Origin of the sequence: Rhizobium sp. ERR 942 (assembly GCF_007828395.1) — a bacterium.
Taxonomy (GTDB): Bacteria; Pseudomonadota; Alphaproteobacteria; order Rhizobiales; family Rhizobiaceae; genus Rhizobium; species Rhizobium dioscoreae.
The window spans coordinates 173,951-194,261 of record NZ_VIUA01000008.1 but is presented as its reverse complement, the minus strand read 5'-3'; the positions used below and the strand labels follow the sequence as shown (position 1 = coordinate 194,261).

Here is a 20,311-nt window from a genome sequence, read left to right as displayed (position 1 = left end):
AATCAAGGCACGCAATAGCGATTGTAGTGAAGTCCGTTGGCTGCCTTGGACATACTGCCGCTCTCAGCCCCTCGCCTTCTTCACGGCGATCTCCATTTCCTTGAATGGCCGGCGGAAGGTCGGCACGCGCTCCGCGACCTCGGGGAATGCGCCGAACGGCCTGTGCGGCTCGGCCTGATACCAGAAGGCGACCGAGGAAATATCGTCGGAGCGTCGGTTGGCATGGCCGTGCTCGATGGTCACGCGGATGTGCTTCTGAAAGATCGCCGGATCTTCGATATGCCAACGGTAGAGCGTCACCGGCTCGGTCCAGTTTGGACCGCCGGCGGCGATGATGCCATGATAAGGCGCGCTGTATTCCTGGGTCGGGCACCATGCCGTATTGAAATAGTCCTCGGTGCCGGTGCCGTGCAGGGTCGGCGGCCAGGCGTCGTTGGCACCGGATGCGGATTCATCTCGCGGTTCGATCAGCCCCGCCTTCGGCCCGATGCGCGGATCGGGCTTGCGCACCGTGTCCCGCACCGAGAGCCCCTGTACGCCGTCGATGAAGATCATGTCATCGCCTTCGCCGTACCAATCCCACACCTCGGAGCGGCGGCGCGAATAAACGCTGTAGAGAACGCCGACATAGTGACCGCGGCCTTCGGCCTCGAGGATCGTGTAGTTTTCCTTGCCGTCGACATTCTCGCCGCCGAAGAGATATTCCTCGTTGGTGAGGCCCGTGTCGCTCATGCCTTGCGGCTGAGACTGGCGATATTGCGCGTGGAAGCGTCCCATGTCCTCCTCTAGCGTCTGATGAAGCTCGAGATCGACATAATAGTAGAATAGCAGGTCGTGTTCGGCCTCGTTCGTCACCGTGAGCTTCATGTGCGAGCCGAAGGGCATGGGGAAGTAGCAGTTGAACGCCTTGCCGTCTTCGGGACTCGCCTGCATCGGCAGGCTGGCGTAATTCGCCGTGCGGCCATGACCCATGCCGAAGAAATCACCGATCGGTGCCTCGATGCTCGGCGCCGTCTCGCCATCCCAGTAGGCGCGAAGCACGATCTTGCGCAGGAAATTCTCGCTCTCGCAGGCAAGCGTCGCCCAGATATGGGTGATGATGCCGGCGCCCGAGTGCTCGGCGATCACCTCCGTCTTTCCCGGCTCGATATGGAAGCGGTCGTCGTTGCCGCCGGTGCGGTCGTAGCTCGAAAAGCGGCGCGTCCTTGCTTCGCGCAGTTTAGCCAGCCCACGCAAGGGTGAAAGGCCGAGATTGCTCATAGATGTCTCCTGTCTTGAGGAAAACGGCTATTTCAGGCCGCTGGTCTTCAGCGAGTCCATGATCTGCCGCTGGAAAATCACGAAGAGGACGAGGGTGGGGATGGCGACGATGGTGGAGGCCGCCATCATGTAGTTCCAGGAAGCCGAATACTGGCTCTTGAAGTTGGCGATGCCGACCTGCACCATCCAGAGGTTCGCATTGGAGGTGATCGTCAACGGCCAGAGGAAGGAATTCCAGTTGGCGAGGAAGAACAGGATAGCGAGCGCCGACATGATCGGCCGGCTCATTGGCAAAATGACGCTCCAATAGATCCGCCAGTAACCCGCGCCGTCGATCACCGCCGCCTCCTCGATCTCGCGCGGCAATGAAAGATAGTACTGCCGCAGCAGGAAGATGCCGAAGGCGTTGAAGATCGCGGGAATGATGAGCCCCGCGTAGGAATTGATCATGCCCATCGCCTTGACGATGATGAAGAGCGGTACGATCACCACCGGCAGCGAGACGAGAAAGGTCGAGAAGATCGCCAGGAATATGATCTCACGGCCTGGAAAGCGCAGGCGCGCAAGCGCATAGCCAGCCATGGTGTGGAAGAACAGCGCGACCATCGTCACCGTCGCCGACACAAGGAAGCTGTTGAGCATGTAGCGAATGAAGGGTACGCCCGTCAGCACATAGATGAAATTGTCGAGTGTCGGCGCTTCCGGTATCAGCGATGAGGAGAAGGATTCGGCTGCCGGCTTGAAGGCGATCGAGACCATCCAGAGCAGCGGGAACAGCGTCATCAGCGCCAGGATGGCAGCGATCAGCATCCATAGGCAGCGCACCAGCGTTACCTGCGATCGCGCGAGATAGGCGTTAGAGGCATCATTCGGCATGATCGAAACGTCCTCCGCGCGTGACGGCGAAGAAAATGGCTGTCACGGCCATGAGCGCGATGACCAAGATCGAGGACATCGCGGCCGCATAGCCGAAGGCGCCGAAAGAAAAGGCTTGCTGATAGATGTAGACGATCAGCACCGCCGTCGAATTGGCCGGGCCGCCCTTGGTCATGACGTAGATGATGTCGAAGGCCTGGGCACCGGCAACGGCGGCAACCATCGACACCATGAGAACGAAGAAACTCGTCGGCTTCAAGAGCGGCAGCGTGATATATCGGAAACGCTTGACCGGGCCGGCGCCATCGATCATCGCCGCCTCGTAATACTCCTTCGGTATGTCCTGCAGGCCACCCAGGAAGATCAGCATATAGAAGCCCATCAGGAACCAGACGCTGACAAGCACGACGGTGATCAATGCGAAATTCGGATCGCCGAGAAATGAAATAGCGGGAAGACCGAGGTTCGCCATGGTCTGACCAACGACGCCGATCTTGTCGATCACCATGAATTGCCAGACAAGGGCGACGACCACGAGGCTCACCATGTTGGGCGCGAAGAACATCGACCGCATGACGGCATTGAAACGATTGGTCTGCTGCACGAGAAGCGCCAGCCCCAGACCGCTCATGTAAAGCGAGGGTACGAGCATGACGGCATAAAGCGCCGTCACCCTCGCTCCCTTCCAAAACAGGGGGTCGTGCCACATGCGGATATAGTTCTTGGCGCCGACGAAATTGTAGCCGCCGAAGCCGTTGACTTCATAGACGCTCAGGGCAAGCGACAGAAGCATCGGCACGCCGAGAAACAGAAAGAGGCCGAGCGCGTCGGGCAATACGAAGAGGTAGCCCGCGATCCACTCGCGATGCCGGGCGGAAAGGCCTTTGCGCCTGCCATTCGCATTGCTTGTCGTCGCATCTGCAATTGTCGTCATGATCTCGTCCCGGAAGGAGAGACGGCCGCTTGAGCGGATTGCCGCGGCGGCCGACGTTTCTTTTTAAAGGATCGGCGCGCCGCTATAGGAACCAAGGAACGCGTCGAGCTGCTGCGAGGCCGAGGTTGCCGTCGCTTGAGGATCGGCGCCGCCAAGCTGCGTCTGCTGGATCGCATCGGAGATGATCTTGTAGACCTCTGGCGGCACGCGCGGTTCGGCACGCGCCCCCGGATAGACATCGGAGGCGAATTTGCCGATCATGCCGGTCTTGAAGGCATCGCCGCCGGCGGCAAGAGCACTTTCGCGCGGTGGCATGTCCGACTTGCCCTTGGTGCACCAATCGGCGACGCGCTGAACGGAGCCTTTATCCTTGGAGGCCAGCGCCCAGGCACAGAACTGTGCCGCCGCATCCGGATTCTTGCTCTTGGCGTTGGCGACGAAGGCCCAGCCGCCGCCGACGGTCACATATTTGCCGTTTGGCGGTGTTGGCAGGCGGAAGACGCCATATTTGAAATCCTTGGCGTTGCTCTGCAATTGCGAGATGCCCCAGATGCCGACATTCTGGATGGCGCAATAGCCCGAGGCGAGGTTGGCGACGGTGTCATTGGCGCCGCTGCCCATCACCTGGCGCGGAGCCGCCCCCGAGTTGACGGCATCCTGCCAGAACTTCAGAGCCTGCACGGTGGCGGGAGAATCGAAGGCGCTCTTGCCGTCCTTGCCCTGGAATTCGCCGCCTCCCTGCCAGAGGAAGGGATACCAGGTGAAGTTCTGATAGTAGCCCGGCTGGGTCTCGAAGAGCACGCCGAAACGCTTCGGCGTCGTCAGCTTCTTGGCAAGCTCAAGCAGATCGTCCCAGGTCTTCGGAACGTCGTTTTCGTTGAGCTTCGCCTCTTCGAAAGCCTTGACCGAATAGTACATCGCCATCGGCTCGACTTCCATCGGAATACCGTAGATCTTGCCATCGACCATGCGGTTGGCGATCACGCTTTCGGGAAAATCCTCCTTGGCATCGATGTGGGGCGTCAGGTCCTGCAGGACGCCACCATTGTAATAACGCAGGAAATCGCCCGGCGAGATCAGGAAGATGTCCGGCCCCTCGCCAGAGGCGAATGCGGTCGCGAGCTTCGGTCCATTGATGTATTCCGCGTTCGGCACATATTCGAGTTCAACCTTTTGCGGATGGCTGTCGTTCCAGGCCGCAACCGCTTTCTCGAACCAGTCGATCTGGCTCTGGACCGGGCCGCCCGGCGCGTAGAACTGCCAGAACTTCAACGGCGCGCCTTGCGCACGGACGGCCATGCGCGAAATGTAGGGAAAACCGCTCAACCCGGCAGCCGCGCCGGCGGCGAGGATCGCGCCGCTCTTGAGCACGCCGCGACGGGTGGCGGGGGCGATGAACTTATCCTTACCAGTCATGACTTCCTCCCATTTTGCGTTACCGTCACCACTCTCCTCCCGGGTGACGGAGCCTCAATTCATGCGGTATCGTAGGCGTGTAGATTGCAGGGGATCACGTCCGAACGCGCGGGCCCGGCATAAGCTCCCGAAAGCCGCTCCAGCAGCATCTCGGTCGCGCGGTGGGCAAGCAGCGACGGCGTGTTGCCGACCCTTGTGATCCGCGGCCTGACATATTCGAGCTGCGGCTGGTCGCCGAAGACGGCGACGCCGATATCCTTCGGCACGCTGATGCCACGATCGAAGAAGGCGGCGAGCGCTCCCGCCGCCATCAGGTAGTTTCCGAAGAAGATCACCGACGGCAGGTTGTCGCCATGGCTTGCCAGAAGCCAATCGACCGCCTCTTGCCCTGACGGACCAAGATAACTTCCTTCCCGCCGCAGTTCGGCGATCGGCTCGACGCCGTTGTCACGCAAGCCCTGCTCAAATCCGGCGGCGCGCGCCATGGCCTCGGCGAAGAAGGACGGGCCGGTCAGATGCGCTATGCGACGATGGCCCTTCTTCGCCAGATAGGTTCCCATCTGATGGCCGCCGCCGAAATCGTCGATCTTGACACTGTCGACCGCCTTGTTTGGCAGGTCGCCGATGAACACGGTCGGCAGATCGATTTCAAGCAGCGCGTCATGCATGCCGTGCAGCGCGAAATCGCCGACGATAAGACCGTCAATGCGCCGGCTACGGATCTGGCGGAGATAGTGCTCGCCGTGCTCCTGTGAATGGCCTCCGGGAACATCGGTATTGAAGATCAGGAGATCGACCCCGATCGCCTCGAGATCGGATTGCGCCGCCTGCACCATCTCCGGATAGAAGGGGTTGCGGATATCCGGGATCAGCATGGCAACGAGATTGGTGCGGCCGGTCCTGAGGCTTTGGGCGAGCGGGTTCGGCACATAACCAAGCTCCGCGATTGCCTCTTGAACGCGCTTGCGCAAATCCGCCGAGACACGGTCGGCATGATTGAGCACATGCGACACTGTGGTCGGCGACACTCCGGCACGTTTGGCAACTTTGGCGATTGTGGTCATGCGCGCAGGCTACGGCATTGTAAATCGATTTGCAAATGCTTTTGCAAATCGATTTACCAAGTGCCTATCCGGTGATATCAGCACATATTCCAGCGCTCCGGCACCACCCACCCTTGCCGTATCGACCGGCTGAACCAAATAGAGATTGCCGCCCGTTCTTCGGATGCAGGCCGCGAAAGTCACCACCCGATCGCATCAGGCAATGAATCAGTCCGCCATCAGCAAAGCGAACAAGGCGCTCCATACACGGATCATCGCCGGTATCGGCGGCCTTCTGGCGGGCGCACTCTCGCTTGGGTATTCGATCTACCAAACCCGCGAAGAAGCGGAAGTGGCACAGGTGGCGCCTGGCAAACCCGTCGATGCCGGCCAATGGATGGTGACGCTTCATTCCGGCGGCGTCGCTGCCGAAACGCCGGATGGCCGACACCTTCCCGATGGCAAGAAAGCGCTGACACTCGATCTGACCCTTGAGAACATGACGGCGGAAAGCTCGAATTCCTATCGGGATACGCTGAAGCTCGAAAATCTCGAAAATCCGCCGGTCCCGCAATTCTATCTCGTCCGGGACAATGATTTGCTTTGGGACCTTCAGCCGATGATGCCGGAAAAGGTCAAGGTCGTCTGGCAATTGCCCGCGACGCAGGCGCTTCCCAAAGTGCTGAATGTCGCGATCGTGGGAACCACTTACAAGCCGAAGGACAATCTCTATGCCGCGCCGGGCTGGTTCAATCCGAACGACGTGGCGCGCGTCGGCTTGCCGCTTTCGGCGGGGCAAGGAGCAAATCCTTGACACGTCTCTTGCTTTCCGTGTTGCTCGTCGGCGTGACCGCCCTGCTCCTGGCTTTCCTGCAATCGACGACACCGAGCTACGCCGTCCTAACCGGTCCCATCGAAACGTCGGGACCGCAGAAGGACACCGTGTCGAGCAAGACGTTCAGCGTCAAGGTCGCCAAGCTCCTGCGCGCGAAAACGATCGCATTCACCTCTTACGGCAAGCCGGTCGAGCGACAGACCGACGGCGTCTGGCTGATCGTCAGTGTCGAGCTGCAGTCGAAATATGACACGATGACCATCCAGGCCGCGGCGATTGAAGGAGCTTCCGGCCGCTCCTACCGGCAGACCCATCGTGCCGATGGTGCCCCTCGCCTTCTGCCATCCAGGGACTTGCAGCCGGGCCTGCCGACTTCAGGCATCTTCATCTTCGAACTGCCGGAAGACGAAACGAGCAATATGACACTGGTGCTTTCCAGGCAGCCATCACCTCAGCTGGATTCGGAAATTCGCGTCAAGCTCGACGGTGGAAGCGTCGAGACGCGCGACCGCGCGGAGATCGGTAATAATGGCGTCTAGACGAGAACGACGGCTTTGGTTGGTATCTCTGCTTAGCCTGCCCTTCTTGCTCGCCGGCTATTATGCCATCAACGCATGGCGCAACGCCGAGGATTACATCAAGCGAAGCGAGCTGCGCGTAAGCGGCAATATCGGCGGGCAGATCTATGCCAAGGCCTCCTGGACACTCGATCAGGCAAGGGTGATCGGCGACGGACGTGACGGGAAAATGACCTTCCCCGGCCAGATGCGCCTGGTGATCGTAAGGCTGGCCGCGAGAGCCGAAGAAGATATCGGACAGTCCTGGGCTCAATGCAGCCTGACCCTGACGGACCCGAAGGGCCGTCGCTGGCAGCCCCTCAATTTCATTCTCTCCAAGGATCTCAGCCGCGACCTCGATCCACAGGCCACTCCCATCGATGGCTGCGATACCATATCGCGCCAGCCGCCCGCCAAAAGCGCAAATACGCTCATGGAGGAAAAATTCGTCGTGCCGGCCGACGCAATCCCCTCCTTGTCGGCACAGCTGAGCTTCGCTTCGACGAGACCTGACGCCATATCCTTTCCGCTGCGGCTGAATTAAAGCAGAGCCACGAGAGGCTGAAGCGCTGCGTGCTTCAGCTTCCGCCGCGGCGCCATTCCCGCCCCTGCGCGAAACCGATTTCCAGAGCCGCGGCAAGCAGGCAGATCTTTATCGGCATGATGAGGACGCCGTCACCCGGCGCGCTGGGACTGCCGAAGACGAGCGAAATGGCCTGCGCGATCATCTGCCACAAAGGCAGATCGTGCGGACCGATCAGCCTGGAGAGGCCGTACCAGGCCCAGGCCGAGCTCCAATCCAGCAGCCGGTAAAGCAGAATGACTGATAGCATCAGCCCGAGACCGGAGCCGAGGGTCAGCCCGACACCCTCGGCCAAGGCACGATAGCGTTTTGCCGTGCCCGCGATGAAATGCGAAATGAAATCACGGATCGCCTTTGGCAGCGACCCCCAGCGCGAAACCGTGCGCGCCAACCGGCCCTCCGTCAGCGGGCGCTCGCCATTGATGTCGTAGCCATAGACCAAGGCTGCGAGCGTCAGCCAGACGACGGGATAAAGAGCATAAAGGAACAGGCCGCGCATTTGCCTGGAAAAGGAAGGCGACGCGTCCTCCGCCGTCGGCGGAAAGATGGTGGCCGCCGCGGCATCGCCAACTGGATTGAGAAAGCCGAAAAAATGCCCGATCGTTTCGGGGAGCTTAGCGACCCAGGAACGGATGTCGCCTTCCCAGGTCGAAATGACAAAGAGACCGATGAAGGCCCAGTTCGCCTCACAAACAACGATGATGATAGCCCAGACAGGCGCTTTCGAACGCGAATGCATGAATTTGGCAAAGCGCCTGACCGCCCAGGCAATGGCAACCGATACGAGGAGCCAGGCACTGCTGCCGAATTTCAGAGGATTATAATCCTCCCCGAACGGCATCAGGTCGAGCGATAGCCTGGAATATTCCCTCACCGTGTCGCCGAGAAATCCCCAGGCGGCATAGTAGGCGAAGAATGGCACGAGGGTCAGCGCGAGTATCGAAGTAAAGCTGGGCGTCGCGGCGCCGTCGCCGGTATCGGTTTCCGGCGAGGCAGCCGCAGCGCGCGAGGCGGCGTCAAGCGAGGCCAACGCGGGTCGCACGGTCTCGAACAGCGCGACGATAATGACAAGTTTCAGGAGAACGACAAGGGCCAGGGTAGACAGCCCGGCCAGCGCATTCAGCCGGCCGATCATGACCGCCAGTTCGTTGAGAAGCGAATTTCCGATCAGGCCGAGCAGCCACAGCGCCATCAGCTGCGGCCAGAAGCGCCACAGCAGTCGCAGGGTGAGCGACGGCAGCCGGAACGAAAGCCGGAGCGGCGGGCGGGTATCCGGAGAGAGAACCGTCATGACGCGCATGGTAGCAATCGAACCGTCAGTCGCCAAGACGCCTCTACAGGTTGCCAGGCGAACGGATCGCCGCGCGCCTGCCGGCGAACCCGATCAAACCTTTCGCACCTTGCGCCCGGTTCTGATGCCAGCCGGTGCGGCAACCGACGCACGTTTGACAAGCGAGCATTCGAGCTTGGTGATCTGGTAGCGGCGCTCTCGCGGCAAGACGGCCGTTTCCAGATGCTCGATCGCCCATTGGCCCATTGCCATGTGAGGAAGGACGGAGGTCGTCAAGGGCGGCACGAGATGACGGCAGATGTCCTCGTCGTCATAACCCATGACCGACATGTCCTCCGGAATGTGGAGGCCAGCCTCCTTCAGCGCTTCGTAGCAGCCAATGGCGGTGCGGTCGTTCTGGCAGAAAATCGCCGTCGGGCGCTCGCGGAGCGAAAGTAGTTTCATGGTGCCGGCATAGCCGGCGCTCGCCGACCAGTCACCCTCTATGACAAGCTCCGGATCGAATGGAATGTCGGCCGTCGCCAGGGCGCGACGATAACCGGTCAATCGATCCTGGGCGGCCTGCATCCACGGTTCGCCCGTGATCGTCGCGATGCGATGATGCCCATGCGAGATCAGATGCCGGGTCGCGGTCTGCCCGCCGGCGATTTCGCTCGGAACGACGGACGGAAAGGCATAGTCGGACGTATAGCAATTCAGAAGAATGATCGGGATATTGAGATCATAAAGATAATCCGGCACCTCCACCTCGCGGGTGAAGATCGTCATGTAGATGAGCGCCGAGATGCCGCTGTTGGTGAGCGCCTTGATCGCTCTCGGCTCCATGACGGGATCACTCATGGTCTGTGCGACGAGCAGAACGTTTCCGGCATTCCAGCAGGCCTGGCGCGCTCCTTCGATCGCGACAACCGCCTCCGGACTGGTTGCAAGCTGGTCGACGGCAAAGCCGATGACGCCATCGAGCCTCGACGGAGACAGCAGCGCCGGCGGCGCGGCAAGCACCGGCGCGACATAGCCAAGCTGGCGGGCTGCCTCGATGACCCTCTCACGGGTCTGCTGCGATAGCCGCATGCCCGGCGTATTGTTGAGGACGAAGGATACTGCGCTTTGCGAACATCCAGCCGCCTTGGCGATATCGGTCATCGTGACCCTCGTACCGGAACGACGGCCGCTTCGCTTCGTTGGCCTGTTGTCGGTGGCCGTCCGATCGCCGTTCGCGGCCGATATCTTCTTCACTGCGTCTCATCTCCCCTGAAGCGAAAACGGCCTACGATCCCCACGGTCGCCTTCATGCGCTAATTTTTATTATCATCAATTGCACGATCTCGGCAACCGGTGCGGATAGGCATACAATCGCCACCCACATCTTCAAGCGCGAGATCGCTGGCAATTGAACCAAATAGCTAGATTTTCGAGAGTCCGCCGCTTCGCGCGCAGGCAACTGTATTACTAATACTATTTACTAATTGAAATTAGTCGTATACCGTCGGTGTCGTGGTGGGACGTGCCTTATCTCGCTTGGCGAGAAAACCCTGGGAGGGGGCTCAGGACCGGCCTGCCGCGAGTTGCAACCAGATCCCGCAGGCGGATCTATGGGAGGACGATCATGAAATACGTAACACGGGGCGCTGCCGCCTTCGCGGCAGGGTTGCTGCTGAGCTATGCGACGGCGACCTATGCCGCGGACAAGCCCACTCTCGCATTTGTGGTCAACGGCGCGTCCGACTTCTGGAAGGCGGCCGAAGCCGGCGTCAAGAAGGCTCAGGCCGAATTGCCGGACTTCAACATGGAATTGAAATATCCTGAACAATCGTCGGTCGCGATCCAGCAGCGATTGATGGAAGACCTCGTGGCGGCCGGCGTCAAGGGCATCATGGTTTCGGCCGTCGATCCCAAGACATCAACGGAGGGGCTGAACAAGATCGGCTCGGAAACGGCGCTGTTCACCACCGATAGCGATGCACCGGATACGAACCGCGTCGCCTATATCGGCTCATCGAACGTCGATGCCGGCAAGCAGGCCGCCGAGATCGCCAAGAAAGCCATGCCGAACGGGGGCAAATGCATCGGCTTCGTGGGACTTCTCGGCGCCGACAATGCCAAGGAGCGCATTCAGGGCATGAAGGATGGCCTGGCGGGCACGAAGATCGAATTGACCGACGTGCGCGGCGACGACATCGACCAGACGAGAGCGAAGAAGAATGTCGAAGACGCGCTCGTCGCGAGCCCTGACGTCACCTGCATGGTCGGCTTCTACTCCTACAACACGCCGCGCATCTATGAAGCACTGCGCGAAGCCGGCAAACTCGGCCAGATCACCGTCGTCGGTTTCGATGATGATCCGATCACGCTCGGCGGCGTCAAGGAAGGAACGATCGCCGCGACAGTGGTGCAGCAGCCCTATCTCTGGGCCTATCAGGGCATGAAGCTGATGGCCGCCTACCTGAAGGGCGACAAATCGGGCATTCCCGCCAACAAGCTGATCATCATCCCGACGAAAATCATCGGCAAGGACGATGTCGATGCCTATGCGGCCAATCTGAAGGCCATGGCTGGCAATTAAGGCCAACCAGCAGCGCCGGTTGCGAGGACCGGCGCTGCTCGAATGCAGTTGCTCGCGTCGCCACGGCTCTCGAAGCCACATCGCACAGGCATAATATTCGTTATGAACCAGCGTTCGAATAACTTGGCATCGGCTGAAACCACGATGCCCTTCCTCAGCCTTTCGGGAATCGGCAAGACCTATCCGGGCGTGGTCGCGCTCGATAATTTCTCGATGGACGTCAGCGCCGGCGAGGTGATCGGTCTTGTCGGCGAGAACGGCGCCGGCAAATCGACGCTCATGAAGATCCTTGGCGGCGTCGTCAGGCCGGATCATGGCAGTATTCGGCTCGATGGAGCCGAGCACGGGGCCTTCACGGTCGAAAGCAGCATCGCCTCCGGGATTGCCTTCGTCCATCAAGAGCTAAACCTTTTTGAAAATCTCGATGTCGCGGCCAATATTTTCCTTGGCCGCGAACCATTGCGCGGCGGCGCCCTGAAACTGATCGACCGCGCCCGCCTGCGCGAGATGGTCGCCCCTCTTCTGAAGCGCGTCGGCGCCAATTTCTCGCCGGATACGCCGGTGGCGTCACTATCGCTTGCCCAGCAGCAGATGGTCGAGATCGCCAAGGCGTTGTCCATCAATGCCCGTCTCGTCATTCTCGACGAGCCGACCTCGAGCCTGCCGCTTGCCGAGACGGAAAAGCTGCTGGCCGTCATATCCTCGCTGAAAGCCGAAGGCATCAGCGTCATCTTCATTTCGCACCGCCTGCATGAGGTCGAACGTGTCGCCGATCGCGTCATCGTTCTGCGCGACGGGACGCTTGTCGGCACATTGGCGAAAGACGCCATCGACCATGATCGCATGGTGAAGCTGATGATCGGGCGGGCATTGGCCGCGCGCTCCGTGGAGGCGGCCCGTCCGCCGGGCGATATCGCCCTGAAGATCGCGGCGGTCCGCACAGCCGCCTATCCGGCGCAGCCCGTCAACCTGGATATCCGTTACGGTGAAATCCTGGGTCTTGCCGGTCTCGTCGGCTCAGGCCGGACGGAACTTGCCCGCGTCCTGTTCGGGGTCGACCATAGCTATGGCGGCATCATCGCCCTCGGCGGACGCGAGCTCAAACTGCGATCCGCCAGGGATGCTGTCGCCAATGGCATTTTCCTGGTGCCCGAAGATCGCAAGCTGAATGGCATCCTGCTCGATATGCCGATCTCGCAGAACATATCGTTGCCCAACCTCCCGGCCTTTGCGCGCCGCTCCATGGTTTCACCGGAGCGAGAAAATGCCATGGCCGAAACACAGCGCAGGCAGCTCGCCATCAAGACGCCATCGGTCGCGACCCGCACGGGCACGCTTTCGGGCGGCAACCAGCAGAAGGTCGTGCTTGCCAAATGGCTGGCGATGCACCCGAAGGTGCTGATCTTCGACGAGCCCACCCGCGGCATCGATATTGGCGCGAAGAGCGAAATCTACAGCCTGATGCGCAAGCTTGCCGATGCCGGTGTGGCGATCCTGATGATCTCAAGCGACATGGAAGAGGTGATCGGCGTCTCCGACCGCATCGCCGTCATGCATGAGGGTCGGATCTCCGGCATCCTCGAAAAGGATCAGTTCAGTCAGGAAAACGTGCTTTTGCTGGCCGTCGGCAAAACGCTACACTAGATTGGTTCAGCTACCCCGGGGAAACCTGAACCGCTCTATCTCATTGTTTTCGCGCAATTTCCCGCGAAAGATGCTTCGCACTTCGCTTGGAATTGCTCTAACGGCCGCGGCCAATGGGAATTGATATCGATGAGTAAGAAAGATCTGGGCCTGCTTTTGTTGATTATCGTTGTCGGCATTGTCGTGACGATCATCAATCCGCGCTTCCTGTTGCCGATCAATCTCGCCAATACGTCGAACCTTATCGGCCTTTTCGGGATATTGTCGATCGGCCAGGCTTTCGTCATCATCACCGGCGGCATCGAATTGTCCGTCGGCTCGCTGGTTGCCTTGCTCGGCGTCCTGTTCATCGATTTCATCGCCGTCCAGAACATGCCCTGGGCGATCGCCCTGCCGCTGATCCTGATCCTTGGCGGCATTCTGGGAGCGATCCATGGCTGGCTGATTACCCGGCTCAACCTCCAGCCTTTCGTCGTCACTCTTTGCGGCCTCCTGATCTATCGTGGCGCGGCGCGCTTCTACACAGCGGACGGCACGGCAGGCTTCGCCTTCGGCCAGAACTTTCCCACCCTCGAATTCCTGACCGCCGGCCGCTTCTATGGCGTGCCGAACACCTTCATCGCGCTCGTGATCATCGCCGCCGTCATGTGGATCGTTCTGCATCGCTCCGTCTACGGCCGCTATCTCTACGCCATCGGCAAGAATGAGGAGGCGGCGAAATATTCCGGCATCCGCACCAGGAAGATGGTAACGGTCGCCTACATCATATGCGGCGTGCTGACGGCGCTTTCAGCGATCTATTTCGCCATGTACACCCGCTCCATTTCGCCGGCGAGCCATGGGCAATTCTATGAGCTCTACGCGATCGCCGCGGCGGTGCTTGGCGGCTTTTCGCTGCGTGGCGGTGAAGGATCGCTGATCGGCGTGGTGCTGGGCACGATCCTGCTGCAGGAATTGCAGAACCTCGTCAACCTTTTGGGTATCCCCTCCTCGCTCAACTTCGCCGTCATGGGCGGCGTCATCCTGATCGGCGTCTTGATCGATCAACAATGGAGCGCCATCCGGGCGCAACGGCGCCTCGCGTCGGCCGCACGCCAGGCGGAAACGCGCCAGCCCGCCGAACAACCGCAGTCATGATACCGCCACCGGCCGGATGGACCCGAGGACGTCCTGTACGATCGGTAAGGCCATGCCACATGCCCGTGAATTTCAGGAAGGCGCCGACGTGTTGCAGACGAGGCATCCGTAAGCATGCATGATGATCCCATGCGTTTCGCAGCGCCTGAGGTCGCTCTCGGAAAAGGTCGAATGGATCGCCGCGCCGCTTGCCCTGATATTGTGTGGTCCGAATGCCGACACCAGCATTCGCAAACGCATCAGGCGCGGCATCAGCCAGTCTTCCTTCGGCTCGTAGCCCAGCTTTTCCCAACCGGCTTTCGATTCCGCGGCGGTAATCGCCCGAATTAGAAAATTCCGATCCGCGGCAAATGTCGCGACGTGCCAGGGCATTTCGGCGATGTCGAATCCCACCGCCCCAAGTCCCAAGACCGCCTGATCTCGCGATGCGATCCAGGATGCAAACGCTTGCTCCGACCTCGTTCGCGCCAACACCGAAGCAGCAATGGCGAGAACCTCCATGAAGACGTCGGTCAATCCGTTCTGCATCTGAATCGCAGGCAGCTCCGAACGAGCCTCGCATGTTATTCGGTTCGCCATGGCTTTGAGATGGCTCCATTCACTGCTGCGTCACCGACGGACAGGACTCGGCCTTGTTGTGCTCAGGTCATCCACTTGCGGTGCTCGACGAAACGCTCCGCCAAAAGGTCGATGAACAATCGCACTTTCGTCGGCAGATGGCTACGGTTCGGATAGATCGCGCTGATCGTGAATTCCACGGCGCGATAGTCGGGCATGACACGCACGAGACGGCCAGCGGCGACCTCTTCGAAGACGATGAAACTCGGAGCGAGAAAGATGCCCTGCCCGCTCGCCAGGAGAAAGCGCAGCGTCTCCGCGCTGTTGGAGACGACATTGCCAGAAATCTTGACGCCCACCTGCTTGCCATCGGCATTCTCGAAACGCCATTCGTCGCCATAGGGGTAATAGGTATATTGCAGGCAATTATGCTCCGCGAGGTCGGCCGGAACCTTCGGCATCGGATGTGTGTCACGATATTTGGGCGAGCAAACGAGCATGTGCCGCCAGGGCGCGAGCTTGCGCGCGACGAGTGTCGAGTCGGATGCGGGGAGGGTTCGGATCATCAGGTCGTAACCCTCCTCGACCATGTCGATCGACCGTTCGCCGACGTTGAAATCGAGCGAGATCGCGGGATATTGCGTCATGAATTCGTTGACGACGGGAAGCAGGAAGCGGACTATCGCGCCGCTGGTATAGAGCTTAAGCGTGCCTCGCGGCATGGTACTAAGCGCGCCGGCGGCCCGATCGGCCTCCTCGAGATCGGCCAGTATCTGTGAGGAACGCTCATAATAATATTTGCCGGTTTCCGTCAAACTGATCCGGCGCGTCGTCCGGTTCAGGAGCCGCGCACCCAAGCGGTCTTCCAACGATTGCACGTGATTGCCCACCATGGTGACGGACATGTTGAGCCGGCGGGCGGCGGCGGAAAAGCCGCCACATTCCACCACCCGGCCAAAGACTGTGAGGCTGGTCAACCGATCCATATTGTCCTCGGATTATCCACTGTGACTTGATGATCCTTCCCAATTTGAGGAGATTATCAGAAGGACGGTTCGGATGCATCTTCATCGCATCAAAATGACCCCGGGCAAAGGGGTGGCGCATTGAAGGAAACGGACGATGGTGGAACTCCCCCGCAACGAAGCGTTCAAGAACGCGAGCCAAGCCGACGCTGCTCCGGCCAACGAGGTCGCAAGGTCTCCCACGAGCGAAGCCCCGCGGGGTGTGACCGTCGAAGCGCCTGTCGCTTCGGCCACGCCCAAGACAGGCGGAAAGCTCATCAAGCGCGGCGTGTTGATCGCCGCGCTGCTGGCTGGCGTCGCGATCGCGGCGGATTTCGGCTATCGCTACTGGACGGTCGGGCGCTTCATCGAATCCACGGACGACGCCTACGTGAAGGCCGATTACACCACGATCGCGCCGAAGGTCGCCGGCTATATCAAGGATGTGCTTGTCAACGACAATGATAAGGTCAAGGTCGGCCAGGTGCTCGCCCGCATAGACGACCGCGATTTCCAGGCCGCACTTTCCCAGGCGAAGGCGGATCTGAAGGCCGCGGATGCGGCGATTTCCAACATCGATGCGCAGATCCAGCTGCAGCAATCGCTGATCGGGCAGGCCAAGGCGACGGTCGACGCGTCGCAAGCCTCCCTGGATTATGCGATATCGGATGCAGCGCGTTCGGCTCGGCTGATCACCAACGGCGTCGGCACACAGTCGCGCGCCGAAGAGACGGCATCAGCCAGAAAGCAGGCAGCCGCCGCCGTCGAGCGCGATCAGGCCGCGCTCGTCGCTGCTCAGAACAAGGTGCCGGTGCTTCAGACCCAGCGAGATCAGGCAGCCGCCCAGCGCGATCGGGCCGCTGCGGCCGTCCAGCAGGCCGAGCTCAATCTTTCCTATACCAACATCGTCGCCGCCGTTGACGGCACGGTCGGCGCCCGCTCGATTCGCGTCGGGCAGTATGTGACATCGGGAACGCAGCTGATGGCGGTGGTGCCGCTGCACTCGGTCTATGTCGTCGCGAACTTCAAGGAGACGCAGCTCACCTATGTACGTCCCGGACAGTCGGTCGAAATCAAGGTCGACAGCTTCCCGGACATCACCATCAAGGGCCACGTCGACAGCCTCTCGCCGGCAAGCGGGCTCGAATTCTCGCTGCTGCCACCGGACAATGCGACAGGCAATTTCACCAAGATCGTCCAGCGCATACCGGTGAAGATCGTCATCGATGACGATAATCTCGTCGGTTTGCTGCGCTCAGGCATGTCGGTGGAGCCGGAAATCGACACCAAGGCCATCCAGACATCGACGACGGACGCACAAGGATTATCCAGCCACGCTGGATGATCCTTCCCAATCTTCATCGATTATCACCTTTGTATCGTCATGAGATTATTCCGGCATGAGCCGGAAGGAGAGGCGCCGTGGCTACCCTTCAGATCGCCGCAAACAACAATTCAGCCGTATCCGCTCCGGTTGCCCGGCCCGCCATGAGCCCGCTGCGCATGTGGACCGCCGTCGTTGGTTCGACACTTGGCGCCTTCATGGCGGTTCTCAATATTCAGATCGTCAATGCCTCGCTTGCCGACATCCAGGGCGCGATCGGCGCTGGAACGGACGATGGCGGCTGGATCTCGACCTCCTATCTGATCGCCGAAATCGTGGTCATTCCCCTTAGCGCCTGGCTCGCCCGCGTCTTTTCCGTGCGCATCTATCTGCTGACCAACGCCCTCCTTTTCCTGCTTTTCTCGGTCGGCTGCGCCTTTGCCGCCAATCTGCAGCAGATGATCGTGCTGCGCGCCATACAGGGCTTCTCCGGCGGAGTGCTGATCCCGATGGCCTTCACGATCATCATCACCTTGCTCCCCAAGCCCAAGCAGCCGATCGGCCTCGCGCTCTTCGCCCTTTCGGCGACCTTCGCGCCGGCGATCGGGCCGACCATCGGCGGCTACCTCACGGAAAACTGGGGCTGGGAATATATCTTCTACGTCAATCTCGTGCCCGGCATTCTCATGATCGGCATGCTCTGGGCCTCGCTCGATCGCGCGCCGATGAACCTTTCGCTGCTCGCCAAGGGCGACTGGCCCGGCATCATCACCATGGCGGTTGGCCTTGCCGCGCTGCAGACCGTGCTTGAGGAAGGCAACAAGGACGACTGGTTCGGTTCCCCTTTCATAGTCCGCCTCTCTGTCATCGCCGCGGTCTCCTTGACGCTCTTTCTCATCATCGAGCTTCGCGCCGCCCATCCGCTCCTCAACCTGCGCCTGCTGGCGCGCCGCAATTTCGGCTTCGGCATCGTCGCCAATTTCCTGATGGGTGTCGCCCTCTATGGCTCGGTCTTCATCCTGCCGATCTACCTGACGCGTATTCAGGGTTACAATTCCGAGCAGATCGGCATGGTGCTTGCCTGGACCGGCATTCCGCAGCTCATCCTGATCCCGCTGGTGCCACGGCTGATGAAACGTGTCGATGCCCGCCTGCTGATCATCGTTGGCTTCGCGCTCTTTGCCGCCTCGAATTTCATGAATGTTCACATGACCGGCAACTATGCCAGCGATCAGCTCTTCTGGCCGAATATCGTGCGCGCCGTCGGCCAGGCGCTCGCCTTCACGCCGCTGACAGCGATCGCCACCGCCGGCATCGAGCAGGAAAATGCCGGTTCCGCCTCGGCGCTCTTCAACATGATGCGCAATCTCGGTGGCGCGGTCGGCATCGCCGCGCTGCAGACCTTTCTCACCAAGCGCGAGCAGTTTCATTCCAACATTCTCACGAATTCGGTCTCGGCATTCGAAGAGGCGACCCGTGCCCGCGTTGTCAATCTGACGAATTACTTCATGAACCATGGTGTCAGCGACCAGGCGTTTGCCACGCACAAGGCGATCGTCGCCATCGCCGCCAGTCTTCGCAAGCAGGCCAACATCATGGCTTTCAGCGACACGTTCTTCCTGCTCGGCGTTGCGCTGGTCATCGCCCTCGTCGCGAGCCTGCTTCTGAAGAAACCCGGCCACCTTTCCGGCGGTGCGGCACACTGAGCGCCGCATCTCAAAGAGGAGGAGATAGCCATGACCCTGCTGCACGACATGCCCAAGACCTCGATCATCAATTCCAGGACGGGCCATATTGGCGTCAATACTGCGGCTACCCTCAGCCTGATCGAATGGCTGACAGGCGATGAATGCCACGCCCTCGACGAGGCCGGCCTCGTCGCCGGGCTCGGTCGCCGCCTGCGGGCCCTCGGCCTTCCCATCGATCGGTTGACGCTGCACCTGACGACGCTGCATCCCGAATTCATCGGCCGCACCTTCGCCTGGGCGCCCGGCGAGCCGGTGGAGATCCATGATCGCGAACATGGCTCGCGTCTCGCGCTTGCCAACACGCCGCTCATGAAGGCACAGGAGATGCGCGAACCGCTCGTCGTCGGTCCGGGTGAGAGTCCGCATGGACGCTGGCAACACATCGACATATTTTCCGGCCGGGGGCTCGTGCAATTGATCGTGGCGCCGCTTTGCAACGCCGACGGACCGATCAGTTGCGCCGTCTTCGCCACGCGGCGGCCAGGCGGCTTCACATCCGGCGAGCATGACCTGATCGAACGCATCCTGCCGGCATTGCGCAACACGTGCGAACTTCGCGTCCTCAGACAATGCGAACTCAGCCTTCTCGACACCTATATCGGCCCGATGACGGCGCGCCGCATCCTCGCAGGACACATCCGTCGCGGAGAAATCGAATCCATGGAGGCCGCACTTCTGCTGTGCGACCTACGCGGCTTCACCGAGCTTTCCAATCGGCTGGCAGGCGGCACCGTGCTCGGGCTCTTGAACGCCTATTTCGACAAGGTGATACCGGCGATCACCCGCGAAGGTGGAGAGGTGCTGAAATTCATGGGCGATGCGGTTCTGGCATTCTTTCCAGGCGTCGATGCGACCGGAGCCTGCGATGCGGCGCTGACCGCGGCGAAGACAATTCTCGATGAAATAGGCGGCTTCGAATATGAAGGCATCCGTGTCAAGGTCGGTATAGCGCTGCACTATGGCGAGGTGAGCTACGGCAATGTCGGCTCCGGCAACCGCCTGGACTTCACCTTGATCGGCCCTGACGTCAATATCGTCAGCCGTATCCAGAACGTCTGCAGCGAGAGCGGCCAAGCGCTCCTGATATCAGGCCCATTCCAGCAAAAGGCTGATATCAACGATGCGATCTCGATCGGGCGGCAGCCGCTGAAGGGCTTCGCCAATGCGATGGAGCTGTTTGCGATCGCATGCTGACGCCGCCGATGAGAGGAGAGAGGTTGGGCCATCCGAGCATTCGGTCGATCCGTCGATTGCTTGGATGGGGTTTCCTCTCCGAATTTTCCCGCCAAACATGTGTTGCATTAAATCAACAACCAGTTTTTCCGTTTTCGAATGGCTCCGGGTCGGATTTACAAACAATCTGAATGTATATAGCTCTGTCGTCAGGACCTAATTAGCTTGCGATCTGGTGGGGTTGTTGTTTCAGCCGCCAGCTAACGAGGTCCTATCGGGGTGGGGATAGTACCGGCGGTCTATTGCAGATGCAGCGCCTGGTTTGGCTTCCTGTTTGCGGGGAGCACTTCCATGGCAGCCTATTA

The 20,311-nt window shown here is 60.3% G+C and carries 18 protein-coding genes; 9 read left to right on the top strand and 9 right to left on the bottom strand.

The window, feature by feature from the left end:
• Window positions 1–63: 63 nt before the first annotated feature.
• From FBZ97_RS28570 to FBZ97_RS28550, 5 genes are all read right to left on the bottom strand, one after another.
• Window positions 64–1,260 carry a glycoside hydrolase family 172 protein gene (locus FBZ97_RS28570; protein ID WP_145323581.1) on the bottom strand — a complete coding sequence of 399 codons (1,197 nt, stop codon included), beginning with the start codon at window positions 1,258–1,260 and terminating at the stop codon, window positions 64–66.
• Between the two features lie 27 nt (window positions 1,261–1,287).
• On the bottom strand, window positions 1,288–2,136 hold the full coding sequence (locus FBZ97_RS28565) for a carbohydrate ABC transporter permease (protein WP_145323583.1): 849 nt from the start codon (window positions 2,134–2,136) through the stop codon (window positions 1,288–1,290).
• Window positions 2,126–3,070 carry a sugar ABC transporter permease gene (locus FBZ97_RS28560; RefSeq protein WP_145323585.1) on the bottom strand — a complete coding sequence of 315 codons (945 nt, stop codon included), beginning with the start codon at window positions 3,068–3,070 and terminating at the stop codon, window positions 2,126–2,128. The genes FBZ97_RS28565 and FBZ97_RS28560 overlap by 11 nt, the downstream gene beginning before the upstream one ends.
• Before the next feature lie 63 nt (window positions 3,071–3,133).
• Window positions 3,134–4,486: a sugar ABC transporter substrate-binding protein gene (locus tag FBZ97_RS28555; protein WP_145323587.1), complete on the bottom strand. Its 1,353-nt coding sequence runs from the start codon at window positions 4,484–4,486 to the stop codon at window positions 3,134–3,136.
• Window positions 4,487–4,545: 59 nt separating this feature from the next.
• Window positions 4,546–5,550 carry a LacI family DNA-binding transcriptional regulator gene (locus FBZ97_RS28550; RefSeq protein ID WP_113354638.1) on the bottom strand — a complete coding sequence of 335 codons (1,005 nt, stop codon included), beginning with the start codon at window positions 5,548–5,550 and terminating at the stop codon, window positions 4,546–4,548.
• A gap of 202 nt (window positions 5,551–5,752) precedes the next feature.
• Here FBZ97_RS28550 and FBZ97_RS28545 point away from each other — a divergent pair, with 202 nt between their 5' ends.
• From FBZ97_RS28545 to FBZ97_RS28535, 3 genes are read left to right on the top strand one after another with little or no spacing between them, the layout of a single operon-like run.
• Window positions 5,753–6,343, top strand: coding sequence for a hypothetical protein (locus tag FBZ97_RS28545; protein ID WP_145323589.1), 591 nt, complete (start codon window positions 5,753–5,755; stop codon window positions 6,341–6,343).
• On the top strand, window positions 6,340–6,903 hold the full coding sequence (locus FBZ97_RS28540; RefSeq protein ID WP_145323591.1) for a hypothetical protein: 564 nt from the start codon (window positions 6,340–6,342) through the stop codon (window positions 6,901–6,903). The genes FBZ97_RS28545 and FBZ97_RS28540 overlap by 4 nt, the downstream gene beginning before the upstream one ends.
• Entirely contained in the window at window positions 6,893–7,465 is a 573-nt protein-coding gene (locus FBZ97_RS28535) for a hypothetical protein (RefSeq protein ID WP_145323593.1), read from the top strand. The genes FBZ97_RS28540 and FBZ97_RS28535 overlap by 11 nt, the downstream gene beginning before the upstream one ends.
• Window positions 7,466–7,499: 34 nt before the next feature.
• Here the strand turns inward: FBZ97_RS28535 and FBZ97_RS28530 are convergent, their stop codons facing one another.
• A complete protein-coding gene (locus tag FBZ97_RS28530; RefSeq protein ID WP_145323595.1) occupies window positions 7,500–8,831 on the bottom strand; it encodes a hypothetical protein in 1,332 nt (443 codons plus the stop codon).
• Between the two features lie 57 nt (window positions 8,832–8,888).
• Window positions 8,889–9,938 carry a LacI family DNA-binding transcriptional regulator gene (locus FBZ97_RS28525; protein WP_113354682.1) on the bottom strand — a complete coding sequence of 350 codons (1,050 nt, stop codon included), beginning with the start codon at window positions 9,936–9,938 and terminating at the stop codon, window positions 8,889–8,891.
• A 463-nt stretch (window positions 9,939–10,401) separates the two neighbouring features.
• Between FBZ97_RS28525 and FBZ97_RS28520 the strand changes: the two genes are divergently transcribed.
• The 3 genes from FBZ97_RS28520 to FBZ97_RS28510 all read left to right on the top strand — a co-directional run bounded on the left by FBZ97_RS28520 (window position 10,402) and on the right by FBZ97_RS28510 (window position 14,139).
• Window positions 10,402–11,358: a sugar-binding protein gene (locus FBZ97_RS28520; protein WP_113333353.1), complete on the top strand. Its 957-nt coding sequence runs from the start codon at window positions 10,402–10,404 to the stop codon at window positions 11,356–11,358.
• Between the two features lie 102 nt (window positions 11,359–11,460).
• Window positions 11,461–13,002: a sugar ABC transporter ATP-binding protein gene (locus FBZ97_RS28515; protein WP_145323597.1), complete on the top strand. Its 1,542-nt coding sequence runs from the start codon at window positions 11,461–11,463 to the stop codon at window positions 13,000–13,002.
• A gap of 129 nt (window positions 13,003–13,131) precedes the next feature.
• Window positions 13,132–14,139 carry an ABC transporter permease gene (locus tag FBZ97_RS28510; RefSeq protein WP_113333351.1) on the top strand — a complete coding sequence of 336 codons (1,008 nt, stop codon included), beginning with the start codon at window positions 13,132–13,134 and terminating at the stop codon, window positions 14,137–14,139.
• Between the two features lie 72 nt (window positions 14,140–14,211).
• On the opposite strand, the gene FBZ97_RS28505 is transcribed toward FBZ97_RS28510, so the two are convergent.
• Window positions 14,212–14,667: a hypothetical protein gene (locus FBZ97_RS28505; protein ID WP_145323599.1), complete on the bottom strand. Its 456-nt coding sequence runs from the start codon at window positions 14,665–14,667 to the stop codon at window positions 14,212–14,214.
• Between the two features lie 113 nt (window positions 14,668–14,780).
• Window positions 14,781–15,683, bottom strand: a complete 903-nt coding sequence (locus FBZ97_RS28500) for a LysR family transcriptional regulator (protein ID WP_145323601.1) — start codon at window positions 15,681–15,683, stop codon at window positions 14,781–14,783.
• Between the two features lie 136 nt (window positions 15,684–15,819).
• On the opposite strand from FBZ97_RS28500, the gene FBZ97_RS28495 reads away from it, so the two are divergent.
• The 3 genes from FBZ97_RS28495 (at window position 15,820) to FBZ97_RS28485 (ending at window position 19,967) form a co-directional block, all read left to right on the top strand.
• Complete coding sequence (locus FBZ97_RS28495; RefSeq protein WP_145323603.1) at window positions 15,820–17,046, top strand: HlyD family secretion protein; 1,227 nt, start codon at window positions 15,820–15,822, stop codon at window positions 17,044–17,046.
• Between the two features lie 77 nt (window positions 17,047–17,123).
• Entirely contained in the window at window positions 17,124–18,731 is a 1,608-nt protein-coding gene (locus FBZ97_RS28490; RefSeq protein ID WP_145323605.1) for an MDR family MFS transporter, read from the top strand.
• Between the two features lie 30 nt (window positions 18,732–18,761).
• Window positions 18,762–19,967, top strand: a complete 1,206-nt coding sequence (locus FBZ97_RS28485; RefSeq protein ID WP_145323607.1) for an adenylate/guanylate cyclase domain-containing protein — start codon at window positions 18,762–18,764, stop codon at window positions 19,965–19,967.
• The last annotated feature ends 344 nt before the right edge of the window (window positions 19,968–20,311 follow it).

What these genes read in the sequence shown, in the direction of transcription:
- FBZ97_RS28570 (WP_145323581.1), bottom strand. Translation starts at nt 1,260, where the DNA reads ATGAGCAATCTCGGCCTTTCACCCTTGCGTGGGCTGGCTAAACTGCGC.
- FBZ97_RS28565 (WP_145323583.1), bottom strand. Translation starts at nt 2,136, where the DNA reads ATGCCGAATGATGCCTCTAACGCCTATCTCGCGCGATCGCAGGTAACG.
- FBZ97_RS28560 (WP_145323585.1), bottom strand. Translation starts at nt 3,070, where the DNA reads ATGACGACAATTGCAGATGCGACGACAAGCAATGCGAATGGCAGGCGC.
- FBZ97_RS28555 (WP_145323587.1), bottom strand. Translation starts at nt 4,486, where the DNA reads ATGACTGGTAAGGATAAGTTCATCGCCCCCGCCACCCGTCGCGGCGTG.
- FBZ97_RS28550 (WP_113354638.1), bottom strand. Translation starts at nt 5,550, where the DNA reads ATGACCACAATCGCCAAAGTTGCCAAACGTGCCGGAGTGTCGCCGACC.
- FBZ97_RS28545 (WP_145323589.1), top strand. Translation starts at nt 5,753, where the DNA reads ATGAATCAGTCCGCCATCAGCAAAGCGAACAAGGCGCTCCATACACGG.
- FBZ97_RS28535 (WP_145323593.1), top strand. Translation starts at nt 6,893, where the DNA reads ATGGCGTCTAGACGAGAACGACGGCTTTGGTTGGTATCTCTGCTTAGC.
- FBZ97_RS28525 (WP_113354682.1), bottom strand. Translation starts at nt 9,938, where the DNA reads ATGACCGATATCGCCAAGGCGGCTGGATGTTCGCAAAGCGCAGTATCC.
- FBZ97_RS28520 (WP_113333353.1), top strand. Translation starts at nt 10,402, where the DNA reads ATGAAATACGTAACACGGGGCGCTGCCGCCTTCGCGGCAGGGTTGCTG.
- FBZ97_RS28515 (WP_145323597.1), top strand. Translation starts at nt 11,461, where the DNA reads ATGAACCAGCGTTCGAATAACTTGGCATCGGCTGAAACCACGATGCCC.
- FBZ97_RS28510 (WP_113333351.1), top strand. Translation starts at nt 13,132, where the DNA reads ATGAGTAAGAAAGATCTGGGCCTGCTTTTGTTGATTATCGTTGTCGGC.
- FBZ97_RS28505 (WP_145323599.1), bottom strand. Translation starts at nt 14,667, where the DNA reads ATGCAGAACGGATTGACCGACGTCTTCATGGAGGTTCTCGCCATTGCT.
- FBZ97_RS28500 (WP_145323601.1), bottom strand. Translation starts at nt 15,683, where the DNA reads ATGGATCGGTTGACCAGCCTCACAGTCTTTGGCCGGGTGGTGGAATGT.
- FBZ97_RS28495 (WP_145323603.1), top strand. Translation starts at nt 15,820, where the DNA reads ATGGTGGAACTCCCCCGCAACGAAGCGTTCAAGAACGCGAGCCAAGCC.
- FBZ97_RS28485 (WP_145323607.1), top strand. Translation starts at nt 18,762, where the DNA reads ATGACCCTGCTGCACGACATGCCCAAGACCTCGATCATCAATTCCAGG.